General features: G+C 69.6%; 14 protein-coding genes. 4 read left to right on the top strand and 10 right to left on the bottom strand.

Annotation, left to right across the window (positions count from 1 at the left end; genetic code table 11):
• Nucleotides 1-198 precede the first annotated feature (198 nt).
• Both OG718_RS07380 and OG718_RS07375 read right to left on the bottom strand, forming a co-directional pair.
• A complete protein-coding gene (locus OG718_RS07380) occupies nt 199-612 on the bottom strand; it encodes a hypothetical protein (RefSeq protein ID WP_143642632.1) in 414 nt (137 codons plus the stop codon).
• 383 nt (nt 613-995) lie between these two features.
• Nucleotides 996-1,835, bottom strand: coding sequence for an alpha/beta fold hydrolase (locus OG718_RS07375; RefSeq protein WP_328843665.1), 840 nt, complete (start codon nt 1,833-1,835; stop codon nt 996-998).
• 70 nt (nt 1,836-1,905) lie between these two features.
• Here OG718_RS07375 and OG718_RS07370 point away from each other — a divergent pair, with 70 nt between their 5' ends.
• Nucleotides 1,906-2,856: a GlxA family transcriptional regulator gene (locus OG718_RS07370; protein WP_328843664.1), complete on the top strand. Its 951-nt coding sequence runs from the start codon at nt 1,906-1,908 to the stop codon at nt 2,854-2,856.
• 54 nt (nt 2,857-2,910) lie between these two features.
• Here OG718_RS07370 and OG718_RS07365 read toward each other — a convergent pair whose 3' ends face one another.
• Entirely contained in the window at nt 2,911-3,969 is a 1,059-nt protein-coding gene (locus OG718_RS07365; RefSeq protein WP_328843663.1) for a helix-turn-helix domain-containing protein, read from the bottom strand.
• Nucleotides 3,970-4,165: 196 nt separating this feature from the next.
• On the opposite strand from OG718_RS07365, the gene OG718_RS07360 reads away from it, so the two are divergent.
• Both OG718_RS07360 and OG718_RS07355 read left to right on the top strand, forming a co-directional pair.
• Entirely contained in the window at nt 4,166-4,951 is a 786-nt protein-coding gene (locus OG718_RS07360; protein WP_143642636.1) for an SDR family NAD(P)-dependent oxidoreductase, read from the top strand.
• 63 nt (nt 4,952-5,014) lie between these two features.
• Nucleotides 5,015-5,197 carry a hypothetical protein gene (locus OG718_RS07355; protein WP_143642637.1) on the top strand — a complete coding sequence of 61 codons (183 nt, stop codon included), beginning with the start codon at nt 5,015-5,017 and terminating at the stop codon, nt 5,195-5,197.
• Nucleotides 5,198-5,213: 16 nt separating this feature from the next.
• On the opposite strand, the gene OG718_RS07350 is transcribed toward OG718_RS07355, so the two are convergent.
• From OG718_RS07350 to OG718_RS07340, 3 genes are all read right to left on the bottom strand, one after another.
• Complete coding sequence (locus tag OG718_RS07350) at nt 5,214-6,419, bottom strand: aldo/keto reductase (RefSeq protein ID WP_328843662.1); 1,206 nt, start codon at nt 6,417-6,419, stop codon at nt 5,214-5,216.
• Nucleotides 6,420-7,110: 691 nt separating this feature from the next.
• Complete coding sequence (locus tag OG718_RS07345) at nt 7,111-7,905, bottom strand: SDR family NAD(P)-dependent oxidoreductase (protein ID WP_328847706.1); 795 nt, start codon at nt 7,903-7,905, stop codon at nt 7,111-7,113.
• Nucleotides 7,906-8,187: 282 nt separating this feature from the next.
• Complete coding sequence (locus OG718_RS07340; protein WP_306943077.1) at nt 8,188-8,508, bottom strand: hypothetical protein; 321 nt, start codon at nt 8,506-8,508, stop codon at nt 8,188-8,190.
• 439 nt (nt 8,509-8,947) lie between these two features.
• Between OG718_RS07340 and OG718_RS07335 the strand changes: the two genes are divergently transcribed.
• A complete protein-coding gene (locus OG718_RS07335) occupies nt 8,948-9,595 on the top strand; it encodes a dihydrofolate reductase family protein (RefSeq protein WP_143642640.1) in 648 nt (215 codons plus the stop codon).
• A gap of 216 nt (nt 9,596-9,811) precedes the next feature.
• Here OG718_RS07335 and OG718_RS07330 read toward each other — a convergent pair whose 3' ends face one another.
• Genes OG718_RS07330 through OG718_RS07315 form a run of 4 tightly spaced genes read right to left on the bottom strand, consistent with a single transcriptional unit; the run spans nt 9,812 to nt 14,886 of the window.
• Nucleotides 9,812-10,813, bottom strand: coding sequence for a hypothetical protein (locus OG718_RS07330; protein WP_328843661.1), 1,002 nt, complete (start codon nt 10,811-10,813; stop codon nt 9,812-9,814).
• Nucleotides 10,814-10,870: 57 nt separating this feature from the next.
• A complete protein-coding gene (locus tag OG718_RS07325) occupies nt 10,871-12,151 on the bottom strand; it encodes a TRAP transporter large permease subunit (RefSeq protein WP_328843660.1) in 1,281 nt (426 codons plus the stop codon).
• 3 nt (nt 12,152-12,154) lie between these two features.
• On the bottom strand, nt 12,155-12,760 hold the full coding sequence (locus tag OG718_RS07320; RefSeq protein WP_328843659.1) for a hypothetical protein: 606 nt from the start codon (nt 12,758-12,760) through the stop codon (nt 12,155-12,157).
• Nucleotides 12,757-14,886 carry a hydantoinase/oxoprolinase family protein gene (locus OG718_RS07315; RefSeq protein WP_328843658.1) on the bottom strand — a complete coding sequence of 710 codons (2,130 nt, stop codon included), beginning with the start codon at nt 14,884-14,886 and terminating at the stop codon, nt 12,757-12,759. The genes OG718_RS07320 and OG718_RS07315 overlap by 4 nt, the downstream gene beginning before the upstream one ends.
• Between the last annotated feature and the right edge of the window lie 57 nt (nt 14,887-14,943).

Here is a 14,943-nt window from a genome sequence, read left to right as displayed (position 1 = left end):
CGTCGACTGATGCGCAGTCGGCGCGGACCGAGCCGCTGCTCCCGGACCGGACGCCGAGAGAGCGGGTGTTCACTGCGCTGAAGACCGTCGAACGCTGCATCAACCACTCGAAGCTCGGGCGAGGCATCGCCGGCCGCTACGAGAAGGCCGCGGCCATCCGTTGGGCGCGAGGCTTCGCGGACGGCTCCTCAGTCACGCTTACGTCCGGATCCACCGCCGCAGCGCCTCCACCGTGTTCACCGGATCTGTGTTGAAACACAGCCGGATCCCCGGCGACGCCTCGGTGAGGACGTTGACCAACCGCTCGAACAGCAGGGTGTTTTCCGGGAGCATACGTACCCCACCGCCGATCATCGCCAAGCCGAACGCGCGCTCTTGGAGATGCTCCCGGACGGTTGCTTCTGCTTGGTCCGGGGAGGTGCCGACAAGGCACGGGACGACTTCGAACCCCGCCTCACGCAGCGTCGCGTTCCCGGCCTCTATCCGCGCGGCAAGCACCGCCTCGTCGAGCCCGTCGGGCATCCGGCTGTAGTCGAGCGCACTCGGGTGCAGCCCGATGGACAGTACGTTCGTGTCGCGCGGCAGGGGAGTCGAGATCGTTGACCGGCCCATGGGCGATGCCCTCTCTGCTTGCGTCGCGGTGATCCTGGGTATCTGGGGGCCGCCCGGTCTGTCCCGCGCGCGATCGAACGTGCGACAAGCAGGGCGCCCAGTAGCACTTTGCTCCAGCAGCACGGTCCGGGCAGACCAACGGGCCTGTCCCCAAGAGGAATCATCCCCCGGTTACGGCTGCGTGGCTTTTGTCGAGGTTGAACAGGAACCACTCGATGCTCAACCATGTACATGAGCGTACGTGCCGTGATCTTCGGGCGGAGGTCCCGTTCCTGGGCTTGGCGGGACCCAGATCCTGACCCACGGCGGATCCCCGGCCGGAACTCCTCTCCCACTCGCGCCGTCGAAACCGAGGTCCGCTCGCATACCGCCCATCGAGACCTCTACGCCGTGAAGAAGTCGATGAGCGCGCGGGCGATCCGGCCGGGCGCGTTCTCCGTTGGGATGTGCCCCGCATCCGGGATACGTACGAGCGTGGATTGCGGGATCTCCGAGGCGAACCGCTCGGCGTACTCCACCTTCTCGAAGTCGTCGTCCTCGCCCCAGATCAGCAACTTGGGCGTCGTGGACCGCTTCAGTGCGGGAACGAGATCAAGGGTGTATCGGCTGTCGGCCGCGCCCGCCAGGGCCATCCAGGAGCGGCGAACCCGCACAGCGGTCCACGGATCCAGATAGTCCGCGATCCGCTCCTCGGTGGCGGCGCCGGCCAGCGCCGCCGTCACTGCCTCTCGGCGGGCGGCGAGAACGTCGTCGGCGGTGGTCCCCGCGACGACCCCCGGGCCCCGGAACCGGGCCACGTGGGGCGCGGGCCAGGAGTCGTAGAGGACCGAGTTGACCAAGGCCAGCCCGGACACCTCCAGTTGAGCGTGGACAAGGAGATGTTGGGCGACGGCACCGCCGATGTCATGGCCCGCCACCGCGACCGGCCCGGAGAGCTTCAGCGCGGACGCGAATCGCGCCACCCAGTCCGCGAGGGCCGGGACCGTGGCCGTTTCCAGGGTGAGCTCACCTCCCGAGCGTCCCAGCCCGGGGAGATCGACCGCAATGGGACGCAGCCCTGCCTCGGCGAGGCGGCCCAGCACCGGGAGCCAGACCCGGCTCCAGTACGTTCCGTGCAGCAGCAACACGACCGGGCCGTCCTGCTCCACGGTCAGACAGCTGGCCGTTTCGTCGTCGACCCGGACCTCGGTCCTCAACACACCCGTTCCGGTGGTTTCACTCATGGGACCACTGTGACCGGGTCGGGCCTCCCGGCCGAGAGTCCAGAAAGACACCCGTGGGTACATTCCTGCCATGAACCTCCACCGGGTGGTGGCCCTGCTCAACCCGCCCCAGTCGCCCTTCGAACTCGCCTGTGCCTCCGAGGTCTTCGGCACCGCGCTGCAGGACGTGCCGGCCCGCTACAGCTTCCGGATCTGCGCCGAGCGCCCCGGACCGCTGCAGACCACCGTCGGCTACACGATGCTCGTCGACGCGGGGCTGACTGCCTTGCAGGAGGTGGACACCGTGGTCGTCCCCGGCTGGCAGCCGCCCGGAACACCCGTGCCGCCGACCGTCACCGAGGCGCTGCGGGCCGCCCACCGGCGCGGGGCGAGGATCGTCGCCATCTGCACGGGGGCGTTCGTCCTGGCTCGGGCCGGACTGCTCGACGGCCGCCGCGCCACCACCCACTGGCGCGGCACCGCTCAACTCGCCGCCGCCTTCCCCGAGGTGCAGGTGGACCCGGACGTGCTCTTCGTGGACCACGGCGACGTGGCGACCAGCGCCGGAACGGGCGCGGGTATCGACCTGTGCCTGCACCTGGTACGTGCCGACCACGGCGCGGCATACGCCGCCCAGATCGCCCGGAACATGGTTCTGCCGCCGCATCGGGAGGGCAGTCAACTCCAGTACGCCGCACAGCCCGCACCGGCCAGGGCGGACGAGTCATTGTCGCCACTGCTGGAGTGGGCCACCTCCCGGCTCGACACCCGACTGACCCTCGGCCGCCTCGCCGGGCACGCCGGGCTGTCCAGCCGGACCCTCGCCCGGCGGTTCACCGAGCAGCTCGGCACCAGCCCGGGACAGTGGCTGCTCGGCCGGCGCCTCGACGCGGCACGGGTACTGCTGGAGCGGACCGACCTACCGGTCGAAGCCATCGCCACCAGGGTCGGACTCGCCTCGGCCGTCAACCTGCGCCGCCGGTTCCGGGCACATCTCGGCACCACTCCCGGCGCCTACCGACGGACCTTCAGCGAGACCTGATGGCGGCGAGCGGGGTTTTCACTGGCGGGCCAGTCGATGGCCGTCGGAGTCGGTTCAGTTCCCGGTCGGCCCGGTCGGCCCGGTCGGCCCGGTCGGCCCGGTCGGCCCGGTCGGCCCGGTCGGCCCGGTCGAGCGGGGCGAGCGGGTGGAGCGGGCGTACTCGGTGGGTGTCCGGCCGTAGCGTTTCTTGAAAGCCCGGATGAAGTGGCTGCTGTCGGCGAACTGCCAGTGGGCGGCCAGTTCCGAGACACTCAGTCGGCCCGATGGTGTGGTGAGAGCGAGCCGGGCCTCTTCCAGACGCCGGTGGCGGATGTAGGCGGTCACCGACTCTCCCGTCGTGGCGAAGGCCCGTTGCAAGGTGCGTACGGAGACGTTGAGTTGACGCGCCAGCAGGGGCGGGGAGAGTTCGGGATCGGCGAGCCGGCTGTCCGCCAAGTCCTTCGCGGCCTGGGCGAGCGCCGGGGCCAGCCGGGGCTCCACGTCGTCGAACCGCTGCAGCGCCACCGCCTTGGCCAGCTCGATCAGGCTGCTGTGGGCGGCATCCACGCCGGCCGGACTCAGGTCGGCCATCGTTGCGTGGACCATGTTCGAGTGGGCCGCGAGAAGGCGTACCTCTGCCGAGTCCACCGACCCGGTCATGACCCTGTTCCCCAGCAGGGGTTTGAGCATCGCGGCGGGCAGGACGAGGACCTGGGCCGTCGTGTGCGGCACCGTCTCGAAGTGCGACGGCCGCCCGACATGCCGGAGGAGGAACTGCCCGCCCGGAACGGTGTGCTCGCCACGATCACGCGAGCCGCCCAACGTCCATGCTCCGCGCCGCACCACGTACATACGCACCTGATCCTCAACGCCGCGCGGGGTACCCGCGGTTCGGATCGCCGACACGCCGTGGACATCGGTGATCGCCACGTCACGCACCTTGGCGACACGGCTCCTGACCCGGAAGTCGGCGATCGTGGCCGGGCTGTAGGTGGGCTGTGGGAAGCCGTCACCGATCCGCGTCTCCCACTCGCGCAGGAAGGCGTCGAACCCTCGCGGTACGGCGCCCGGGACGGTGGAGTCCACGGAAAACGCCCCGAGTGTCCCGTCGGCCTCCGCTCCAGTGCTGTCCATCGCAGGCCGCTCTCCTTCGTGTCCGTTGCTCCAACGTGTCGTGTGGCGCATACGTTCTGCGCGGATGCCGCACTGGTTCAAGTGCGGGCAGTGCCAGCATTCCTAGGCTTCGGAGCGAGAGGCAAACCCGGGCCGTTCTGGGACCGGCGAAACCCGGGCTGTTCTGGGCCCGGCGCAGACGAAGGACGGGAAGTTCGTGAACCAAGAGAAGTCCAGCCGCGTGGCAGTCATCACGGGTGCCGGTGCCGGCCTCGGAGCCGCGACGGCGCACCGGTTCGCCACCGATGGATACACCGTCGTGCTCGTGGGCCGCACCGAAGAGACTCTGCGGCGGACCGTCCAAGAGGGCCCCGATGGTGCGGACATGTATCCCTGGGTGGGGGACGTCTCGGACCTGGCGGCCATCACCGCGGTCATGAACGGAGTGGCTGAGCGGTTCGGACGCCTGGACGTACTGGTCAACAACGCGGGCGTGGCGATTCCGGGCACTGTCGATGAGATCGACATGGCCGACTACCGGACCATGATGAGTACGAACGTCGACGGCGTCTTCTTCGCCTCGCGAGCCGCGCTGCCCCACCTGCGAGCGGCACGTGGATGCATCGTCAATGTCGGATCCGTGGGCGCCGTGCGCGGTGACTGGTGCCAGGCCGCCTACAACGCGACCAAGGGCGCGCTGGCGAACCTGACCAACGCGATGGCGCTGGACCACGGCCGGGAGATCCGGGTCAATGCCGTCCACCCCGGCGTGACGCTCAGCAGCCAGTTCATCCGCGACGCGCTCGCCGAGGAAACCGCGCTTCACAGGCGTTTCGTGGATCGCGTACCCATGGGCCGGCCGGGGGAACCGGCCGAGGTGGCCGCCGTCGTCGCGTTCCTCGCCGGTCGCGACGCCGGGTTTCTCAATGGAGTGCACATTCCCGTGGACGGCGGCCTGACCGCGTCGAACGGCCAGACCAACCTGTACAGGATCGACAACTGACTCCTCGACACAAGGGTGGGTCGGTCAGGCGCAGCTGGCGCTGTACTGCAATATATGCCGTCCATGGACGAAGAACGGGAAGTGCTGATCTGGCGTCTTCATCGCGGTGTTCTCGTCGATGCTGCTCGTGGCGGTCGGGCTGTTCTGGGGCTTTCCATGGCCGGTGCCCCGCTGCTTGTTGTCGTCCCGGTCGCGATCGCGGGCCTGATCTCCGGTATGACGCTGGCGACCGGGGACGGGGAGTGAATGCCCGCGCGGCCGGTCAGCGGGGCGGTGCTTCGACACCCGTCATGGCGAGGGCCTCCGGCGGAAGGCGGTCGCCATGGATGGTGATGCGCGCGACGGCGGAGTTCAGCTCCTGGAGTTCGTCGGGGCTGAAGCGGACTTCTTCGGCGCCGATGTTCTCCAGGAGGTGGGACAGCCGGGTGGTGCTGGGTATCGGTACGATCCACGGCTTCTGGGCCAGCAGCCAGGCGAGGTCGATCTGGGCGGGTGTGGCGCCCTTGCGTACGGCCCAGTCCTGGAGCAGTTGCACGAGTGGCATGTTGGCGGCCAGGTTGTCCCGGCTGTTGCGGGGGAACGCGGTCCGGCGGTCTCCCTCCGCGAACCGGGTGTACGGACTCATCGTGCCGGTTGTGAAGCCCATGCCCAGAGGTGCCCAGCACACGAAGCCGATGCCGAGTTCTTCACACAGCGGCAGGACCTGCTCCTCCGGTCCGCGCCAGAGCGTGGAGTACTCGTTCTGGATCGCGGTGAGCGGCAGGATCGCGTGGGCCCGGCGGACGGTCTGCAGACCAGGCTCGGAGAGGCCCCAGTGCAGCACCTTGCCCTGGGCCACGAGGTCCTTCACCGTGTCCGCGACGTCCTCGATCGGGACGGTGGGATCGACCCGGTGCTGGTAGAGCAGGTCGATGTGGTCCGTCCTGAGGCGCTTCAGCATGCCGTCGACGGCTCGGCGGATGTGGTCCGGGCGGCTGTTCAGGCCGTTGCGTGCCCCGGTGTCCGGGTCGATGTCCCAGCCGAACTTGGACGCGATCACCACCTTGTCGCGGACGGGCCGGAGGGCGTCGCCGACGATCCGTTCCGACTCGAACGGCCCGTACGCCTCGGCCGTGTCGAAGAAGGTCACCCCCTGGTCGACGGCTGTCCGGATGAGGGCGACCATGTCCTTGCGGCTGGTGACCGGACCGTAAAGGTTGCCCGGCATGGTCTGCGTGCCGAGGCCGATGCCGGAGACCTTCAAGGAGCCGAGCCTGCGGTGACCGGACTGTGTGATGGCCGCGGTCACGTGATTGCGACCGCGGACGGGAGCCCCGGTGCCCGTGGCCGGCGATGCTGCATGGGCCTGCGCCGGTGCGGCTCCCGTCACGGCCACCAACGAGGTCGCTGCGAGTGCGGCCGCGCTCAGGAAGCCGCGACGGCCGTGGCCGGTCGAGTTGCCGCTCGGCGCGCTGTCCTGTTCGTGCATGGGCTACATCCCTCGTGGTCGTCTGTTGAAAGCACCCTCGACGCATCTCGGTCGGTGACGAAGAGACAGACCCTGTTGCCTCTGGTCGAGTCCTGGTCCTGGTCCTGGTCTTGGCCCTGGCCCTGGTCCGGACGGAACCGCGACGGGGTCGGCCTTGCGTGCGGCCGAAGTCGACCGCGCCCGAGATGAACGCCTGGGTGCTTCGTCCGGCTGCGTCGGTCCACGTCCGTGGCTTCGGGCGATGCCCACGCTCGTGGGGCGATGGGCGTCCTGTGGTTCCGATGTTGCCGGGCGGTCAGGCTGATTCAATCAGCGTGCCCGTCGGGGTGGGAGGGCGTGCTGTGCCGGGTAATGGCACTACCCCCCAGGTCCGAAGAGAGCCCTTCCCTCGTACCTTGACCTGACCGGCCTTGCCGATGAACGCCTGGGCAGTGGAACGGAGTTGGGCGCGGATACTCTCGAGGGCGATCGGCGCGGTTCTCGCGGTTGCCCTGCCGAGTGCTGAGCCAAGAGGCGTCGACGTAGGCGAGTTGGGTGCCGCAGACGGCGCAGCGGAAGAGCATGGCGGATGCTCCCACGCCCAGGTGCGTCAGGAAGTGCTCAAGCTGGGCTGCGTCGTGCCAGCCACTCATGCGCAGGCCGAGCCGGAGAGCGATCACGAGCAGCATTCATTGCCGCATGTACGCCAACCTCAGGGGAGGATGGAATCGACGTACCCGCCATCGACCCGCAGTGCGCCGCCCGTGGTCGCGGACGCCAGGTCGGAGCTCAGGTACACCACCATGTTGGCGATCTCCTCGGGTTCGATCAGGCGCTGCAGCAGCGACTGTGGGCGGTGTTGTCGCATGAAGGCTCGCTGTGCCTCGTCCCAGGGCAGGTCGCGGTCGACGAGTTGGTAGACGAAATCCTCCACGCCGGCGGTATGGGTAGGGCCGGCGATGACGGAATTCACGGTGACGCCGGTCCCTGCGGCCTGCTTGGCGAAGCCGCGGCCGACCGCGAGGAGGGCGGTCTTCGACACGCCATAGTGGATCATCTCGGCGGGGATCACCACGGCGGAGTCGCTGGCGATGTATTGGACGCGGCCCCACCCCTGTTCGATCATCCGCGGCAGGTAGGTGCGGGTGAGACGCACAGCTGCCAGCACGTTCACCTCGAAGTAGCGACGCCATTCGTCATCCGTGATCTCCATCGGGTCCTTGGCGCCGAAGATGCCGAGATTGTTGATGAGGATGTCGACGTCCGGCAGGGCCTCCCGGGCGCCGGCGGCGCCCGCCTCGGACGTGACGTCGGCGGCGACCGGAACGAAGTCGCCGTCCGGCACTTCGGATTTGAGCTGTTGGATGGACTCCTCGACCCTGCCCAGGTCGCGTCCGTTGACTCCGACCCGGGCGCCGGCCCGTGCGAGTCCGGCCGCGATCGCGGCTCCGATGCCCTGGGTGGATCCCGTCACCAGAGCGGTCCGGCCTGTGAGGTCCAGGCGCATGTCTTTCCTTCCCGAAGCAGGTTCGGCCGCCATCGGGCCGTCACGGCACTTCTTCTCCTCGAAGCGCCCGATCATGTCCGGAAACCTTGGGGTGGGGCAGTACGGGTGACTGCTCCCGCGCCGGGCCGGGCGTGTCCCGCCCGTGGCCCGCGGGGTTCGATTCGCACACCGGCACCACGCGCTGCCTCGGCCCGGACCAGGCGTGGCCGACCTGCTCGGTCGGCCGCCACCAGGTCCCAGCCCTGCTCCCGTGTTGCTTGCGGTGCGATGCGTCGCCGTGCCCTAGGCGGTGCCGGGACCGTCGAGGAAGCGAAGCAGCACGGCGGCCTCCGCGCGGAGCCGTGCGGCTCGGTCGGCGTGCGCGGGTGCGGTCAACTGCGCCGCAACCTCCAGCCGCTCGGCGGCCTCGGCGCGCACGACATCCACCACACTGCGCTCGCTCAGCTCCCGACGCGCTGCTTCGGTGGCGCCGACGCCGACCGGCGACTGCTCAAGGGCCACACCGCGCAGTTCGGCTTCGTCAACGGGCACCGCCTCGGCGTTGTCCAGCGCGGCCAGTGTTGCGCGCAGGGCGCTCACCGCGGTCTTGTCGCGGGCGCGCATCGCTTCCGGCAGTGCTTGACGCATTCGAAGACGTACAGACATGCCGATGACCTTATGGCGGCGTCCCGTGGACCCACAACGCGATATACGCGCAGCACCGGACCCACCGCCAACTGAGGCGCCTGCCCGGCTCGGTGGTGGTCGTCCTCCGGTCCTACAGCGGTGGACGCATGCTCGGCCACTGGTCGGGAGCCGGATCCTCAGCGGTTCGCCTGTCATGAGGTACGGCGGGTCGCCGCATGTGGCGGCTTCGGTCACCGTTCCATGGCGGACGACCGCCTCCAGCGCCCTGAGGGGTGTCAGGTCAGCATGGATTAATTCTGTCTATGAGACATGGGGCGAAATGGCATTAGACGTCATGACAGCGGGACGCTCATCATGGCTTCATGATGAGCTGATACGACGCAGCTCGATCGGTAGACGGAAGGGAGCGCCAGCCATGTCACTCGCCCGCGTCCACAACTTCTCCATCTCGCTCGACGGCTTCGGCACCGGTGAGGGTCAGAGCCAGGACGAACCGTTCGGCCACGCCGGCGAAAGGCTGCACGAGTGGATGTTCACCACCGGGTTCTGGCACGAGATGACCGGCCAGGCCGGCGGGACCGGCGGTCTCGACGACGCCTTCGCGAGGCAGTTCAACGACGGGGTCGGCGCCGAGATCATGGGCGCCGGGAAGTTCGGCCCGCCCGGCTGGCACGAGGACCCGGAGTGGAAGGGGTGGTGGGGGCCGAACCCGCCGTTCCACACACCGACCTTCGTCCTCACCCATCACCCTCGCCCGTCGATCGAGATGGAGGGCGGCACGACGTTCCACTTCCTCGACGCCTCGCCCGCCGAGGCGCTCGAGACGGCCCGCGCAGCGGCGGGCGGCCAGGACGTACGTATCGGCGGCGGGCCCACCGTGATCCGCGACTTCCTTGCTGCCGGGCTCGTCGACCGCATGCACATCGTGGTGGTCCCGATCCTGCTCGGCCGAGGTGTACGCCTCTTGGACGGACTGGAGGGCATCGAGAAGGACTACGAGGTCGAAGCAGTCTCCTCGCCCGGCGGAGTCACGCATGTGACGTTCACCCGTGCGGGTCGCTGAGCGGAACCGCCTCGGTCGAGAACGTGGGGTGTGGGCAGGGCTCGAAATCGTGTCTGTCACGTGTGCCGTTCCAGGTCATGGAGCCGGATGTTGATCGAGGCGACGTGGACGATGGTTTCGTAATGGCATGACGCGCTCCGCAGCCGGCGCATGGGTGGCGTCGGGGCCATCCCCCGGTGACGCGCTCCGGACGTCAGCGGGGGTCGGCTGGCCGGGTCAGCCTCGCGCCACCGCGATGGCCCCCGAGAGCCTCTCTCCCGCCTCGTAGATCATGTACGGGACGCCGCCGTCGGTGCCGAAGGAAGGTGCCGCGGCCCGCCCGTTCTCCGGGGCCGCGCTGCGCGAGTTGTAGAAGACCCCGAGATGGCTGCGCTTGCTGAAGTCGTTGCCGACCTCGGTGATCATGATGTCGCCGCCGCTTCCCTTGTCCTTGTTGTAGACGACGTACGTGCTGTTGTTGCGGTGGAGGAGGTGCGGGCCGCCGACGTTGACGGCACCTACGTCGCCGTGCCGGATCAGCGGCTGCTGGTCGTACGTCCAGGTCCGGCCGTCGGCGGACCAACCCCAGTGGATGTCCCGGTGGTTGGTGGTGTTGTTGAGCATGAAGACCATCACGTAGCGGGCGCCGCGTGAGGGCAGGTCGTGGCGGAAGACCCGGGCGTACGACGTCTCCGTGGTGCCCGCCGGGAGCATGGATGTCGACAGTACGACCTTGTCGTACGTGAAGTGGATCCCGTCGGCCGAGCGGGCGAGGCGGGTCGTGGTGTTCTCTCCGTGGAAGTACAGCCAGAACTCCTTGGCGTCCGCGTTCCACAGCACGTGGGGGGACGAGACATGGCTGACGGAGTAGTGCGGGGACCACTTGTTGGAGACGATCGGGTTCGACGGGTACTCCGTGAACGGCCCCTCCAGCGAGTTGCCGTAGGCCAGGCAGATCCCGCCGGGCGTGTCGTGCGGCGCGTAGTACAGGTAGTAGCGGCCGAGGGGAGAGCTCAGCTTGTCGTAGACGCCCCGGATGCAGGGGAAGATGATCTCGCCGGTGGGGTTGTACTTCAGCTGAGATGCCGTCAGAAGGGTGCGCTTGTATGCGTAGTCGGGGAATCCGCCGGGTGCCGCGGCCGCGGGCCGAGCACCCAGGGCCGTCCCGACGGTGAGGGCGGCTCCGGTGGCGGCGGTGGCGCGCAGGAAGAGGCGTCGGTCGAGGTGTTGCTCCTGCATGGTGGCTCCAAAGACAGAAGGTGTGTGGCTCGGCTGCCCCGGACGGGGCCGTGAGGCTCAGAGGTAGGTGGTCGCGGTCACGCACAGGCCGCCGAGGGCGACCGCCCAGACGTACGGCAGGGTGCGCACCATGACCTGCTGGGGAGAAACGCCCGCGTACTGGGCGCTCCACACGGTCTGTGTGCTGGTGGGGTCGGCGACGCCGAAGACCTGGTTGTACGAGGTGGCCATGCCGAGGACGGCGACCGCGGGGTAGATGCCGGTGGCGATGAGGACGCCGGCGATGCCCGCGCCGAGCCCGAACACGTTGAGGGGGCCGCGGTAGAGGCACAGCGGGACCAGGAGAGTGAAGACGAGGACGAACACCACGGGGTTGTGCGGGCTGACGGCCTTGACGAGCGGTTCGAGCGCGTCCACGGCACCGGGCAGTTTCACGGCCGCGAGCAGGATGCCGATGGCGACGAACAGGACGAGCGGCGGAGCGGCCACCTCGAAGCCGCCGTACAGGGTGCGCAGCAGCCGCTTGTTCATCCCGCCGGGCCGGGTCGTGGTGACCAGCGCGTACAGGACGCCCGCCAACAGCGAGGGGATGATGGCGAGTTCGAAGCCCAGGGCGAGGACGAGCGGGACGGCGGGGGCTAGCAGTGCGTACCAGGGCGCGTCGCCCAGCTGCTCGCGTCGTGAACGAGGCTTCGTGTCAACGGACTTGAGCGACCAGGCGTGCTCGGTGCCCCGTCGTCGTGTCTCGACGAGGACGAACGCGAGGGCGGCGGCCAGGGCGAACGGGAAGAGCTTCACCATGAAGCCACGCACGGTCGGGATCGGCAGGTCCAGCGCGGTGGAGAAGAACTGCCACAGCGGCAGCTCGAAAGGGATGCCCACGGCGATGCCCATCAGCACCGTGCCCGCGGCGGTCACCTTGGGCACGCCGACGGCGATCATGGCGGGGATGCCGATGATGCCGGCGAGCATGGCGGCGGGTGCCGAACCGGTCACCGTACCGACGAGTGCGGACACGGCGAGGACGCCGAGAGCGACCACGGTGGGTCGGTCACCGCCGAACTCGACGATCTTGCGGACGAGTGTGCCCGCGATGCCGGTCTCGTCGAGGAGCTTGCCCAGCCAGGAGCCCAGAATGATGGCGATCATGGTGGCGGCCAGGGCCGGCGCGCCTTCCTGGAGGACGGTGTCCAGCACGCTGTTCTTGCCGGTGAACGGTGCCCCGGCGAGAAAGGCGATGGCGACGGCGAGCAGGGTCAGCGCGAAGGCGGTGGGCAGTCTGCGGGTGAGCATCAGGGCGACGCCGGCCGCCATGACGAGAAGGATGACGACACCCATGGGTCACTTCTCTCTTCCGGGCGGGGTGAGTTCCGCGCGCAGCGCGGCGGTGAGGAGCAGGGGGCTGCGACCGAGTCCGCAGACGGTTCGGGCGTAGGCGTGCGCGGCGACCTCCTCCGCACCGGCGACATGACCGGCCACGCGGTGGCGTCCGAGGCGCAGCACGGTGTGGTCGAGTGCCTGCTTGAGCGCGGACTTCGCGGGGCCGTGGTGGAGTTGGGCGTGCACGGCCTCGTGGGCGAGCGCGGCCGCGCGCACCGAGCCCGGCGGGTACCAGGCACGCCATCCGCGGGCGTCGACCAACTCCTCGGCGAGAGCGAGCGTGTCGGTGTACAGCTCGACCGTCGGGGGCCGTGACGTGTAGCGGGCAAGCAGCATGCGCTCCAGGCCGTCGTCCCGTTCGACCACGCGCGCGGTGGACGGGACGGGTGCGAGCCGGGATCCGAACTCGTCGGCCCTACGGGCCCATTGGCGCAGCAGCTCGCGGTCCCGGCCCTCGTGGGTGGGCGTGGCGGCCAGCAGTCGTACGGCCCATTCGATGTCGTCGACCGACGCAGGATCCCTGAACTCCGGTGCCTGGATGGCGAGTTGATCCGAGGTCGGCGTCATGACCGCACCTCCAGGACCGCGACCACCGGCTCGTCGGCCGCTCGGGCCCGCAGCTCACTGCGGGCCAGCGCGAGCAGAGGCTGAGGATCGAGGATGCCGGACAGGTCGGCGATGCGGGCGCCGAGCAGCAGCCGCAGGGCGGGAGCGCGCACCCCGCCGTCGCCGTACGAGGTGGACTCGCCCACCAGCCGGGCGAGCACCTCCGGGGCGCCGGCCACGGTGGTGGTCTCCACATGGGCGTCGGCGGCGTGGTGGCGTACTACGCCGTCCACGTCGACGATCCGTATGGGCCGACGGGTCGGCCGCAGGCGGCGGTGTGTCTCCGTGCCGTAGACGGTGTGGGCGGCGGTGCCCGCCAGGACATGGACCGCCGCCGGATCGGTCTTGAGACTGGCCGCCGCGGCACGGAGCCGCTCGGTGTCGTCGGCCCGGTGGGACCGGTCCTGGGTGCGCAGTTCGGTGGCGCCGGTCGCGACCGCGCGTACGGTGTTGGTCTGCGGGTCGACGGTGACCTCGACCTCGACGCCTTCGGCGGCGGCGCCCTGGGCGACGACCGCCCGCTCCGCCTCGGCGCGGACGGCGAGGATCTGCTCCTGCGTGGCGCCGGGCACGATCCGCTCGACCTGTTCCCGTACGAGTGCGAGGGCGACGCCGATGGGGCTGATGACCTCGTTGTGGCGGGCGATCCGCCCCTCCATGCCGCTGGTGCGAGCGAGGTGCGGGGTCACCGACGCGGCACCGCCGCCCCCGCCGACGAGGATCGCCGTGTCCTTGTCGAGGCGGTAGTCGCGGATCATGGCGTCCACCACCGTCTTCACCTGGGCGATGCCCGCGTCGAGGATCCGCGTCGCGGCGGTCGCGACGTCGGTGCCGAGATGTGCGGCCAGCGGCGCGATCGCGGCACGCGCGCTCTCGGGGTCGCAGCGGGCGAAGTCGCCCTCGGGGGCGCGGCCGAGGGCATTGGCGGCACAGGTCATGGTGACGGCGAATCGCCCGCCCGCCGCGTCGATCACGGCGTAGTCGGCGGGGTCGCCTTCCATGGGCCGGACCGTGTCCACCTTGGCGTCACGCAGCTGGTCGGGGGAGGCGAAGCAGGCGTACGGCAGCCCCGCGATGTGGGCGCTGCGCGGTCCCACGCCCGTCACCCGGCCGCCGCCGATCCGCACCATGGAGCCGCCGCCGACGCCGACCGTGCGGACGTCGAGAGCGCTCAGATACGAGGTCTTGCCGAGGATGGTGGCGTGCCGGACGGCGACCTTGCCGCGACGTACGACACTGATGTCGGTCGAAGTGCCTCCGGTCTCCAGGAACACACCCTCGCTCACCCGCTCCTGCATCAGCGCACCCGCGACACCGGCAGCGGGTCCCGACAGAACTGTCAGGAGCGGTCGTCGGCGCATCTCGTCGAGAGCCATCACGCCGCCGTCGCAGCGCATCACCATCAGCGGCGCGGTCACGCCCGCCTTGGTGATGGAGGCGTCGACCAGGTCGGCGGTGGCCAGCATGCGGGGCAGGATCGCCGCGTTGACCACGGCGGTACGGGTGCGCTTGTGCAGCCCGTACAGCGAGGTGATCTCGTGCGCGGCGGTCATCGGCAGCCCGTACGGCCGTGCCGTGTCCAGGACGGCCTGCTCACCCTCGGGGCGGTCGACGCTGAACGGCTGGCTGGCGACGAGGACTTGAGCGCCTTCGCCCTTCAGCTCCTCGACCGCGCGGCGGACGTCTGCCGTGTCCTGAGGGTCGGTGACGTGCGCGTAGACGAGCGGAAGCCTCTTGCCGGGGGCGAGTTCGAGCTTTCCGAACGACGCGAGGCGGCGGGTGAGCACCGCTGAGGGACCGGTCCCGATGCCGATCAGTCCGACGGTCGCCACGTCGCCCTCCAGGAGGGCGTTGGTGGCCTGGGTCGTTCCGTGTGCCAGGAAGGCGACGTCGGCCGGGGCACAGCCGGTCTGCTCCAGGAGCCGGTCGAGCGCCTCGACGATGCCGTGTGCGACGCCGTCCTCGTGATGGTGGCTGGTGGGGACCTTGATCTGCCCCAGGAGTTCGAGGGTCGTGGCGTCCACGGCTACGGCGTCGGTGAAGGTTCCGCCCACGTCGATGCCGACGCGGATGCGGGGTGTGTTCATATCCGTGCACCTCCTTGTGCTGGATCGGTTCGCGCGGACGGTCGCCGGGCGGGGCGA

It is taken from the genome of Streptomyces sp. NBC_00258, from assembly GCF_036182465.1.
Taxonomy (GTDB): Bacteria; Actinomycetota; Actinomycetes; order Streptomycetales; family Streptomycetaceae; genus Streptomyces.
Note: the sequence above shows the minus strand (reverse complement) of the source record. Positions and strands in the feature narration are given on the sequence as shown.

Bases quoted from the DNA above. Each gene is read 5' to 3' on its own strand.
- OG718_RS07380 (WP_143642632.1), bottom strand. From the start codon at position 612: ATGGGCCGGTCAACGATCTCGACTCCCCTGCCGCGCGACACGAACGTA.
- OG718_RS07375 (WP_328843665.1), bottom strand. From the start codon at position 1,835: ATGAGTGAAACCACCGGAACGGGTGTGTTGAGGACCGAGGTCCGGGTC.
- OG718_RS07370 (WP_328843664.1), top strand. From the start codon at position 1,906: ATGAACCTCCACCGGGTGGTGGCCCTGCTCAACCCGCCCCAGTCGCCC.
- OG718_RS07365 (WP_328843663.1), bottom strand. From the start codon at position 3,969: ATGGACAGCACTGGAGCGGAGGCCGACGGGACACTCGGGGCGTTTTCC.
- OG718_RS07355 (WP_143642637.1), top strand. From the start codon at position 5,015: ATGGACGAAGAACGGGAAGTGCTGATCTGGCGTCTTCATCGCGGTGTT.
- OG718_RS07350 (WP_328843662.1), bottom strand. From the start codon at position 6,419: ATGCACGAACAGGACAGCGCGCCGAGCGGCAACTCGACCGGCCACGGC.
- OG718_RS07345 (WP_328847706.1), bottom strand. From the start codon at position 7,905: ATGCGCCTGGACCTCACAGGCCGGACCGCTCTGGTGACGGGATCCACC.
- OG718_RS07340 (WP_306943077.1), bottom strand. From the start codon at position 8,508: ATGCGCGCCCGCGACAAGACCGCGGTGAGCGCCCTGCGCGCAACACTG.
- OG718_RS07335 (WP_143642640.1), top strand. From the start codon at position 8,948: ATGTCACTCGCCCGCGTCCACAACTTCTCCATCTCGCTCGACGGCTTC.
- OG718_RS07330 (WP_328843661.1), bottom strand. From the start codon at position 10,813: ATGCAGGAGCAACACCTCGACCGACGCCTCTTCCTGCGCGCCACCGCC.
- OG718_RS07325 (WP_328843660.1), bottom strand. From the start codon at position 12,151: ATGGGTGTCGTCATCCTTCTCGTCATGGCGGCCGGCGTCGCCCTGATG.
- OG718_RS07320 (WP_328843659.1), bottom strand. From the start codon at position 12,760: ATGACGCCGACCTCGGATCAACTCGCCATCCAGGCACCGGAGTTCAGG.
- OG718_RS07315 (WP_328843658.1), bottom strand. From the start codon at position 14,886: ATGAACACACCCCGCATCCGCGTCGGCATCGACGTGGGCGGAACCTTC.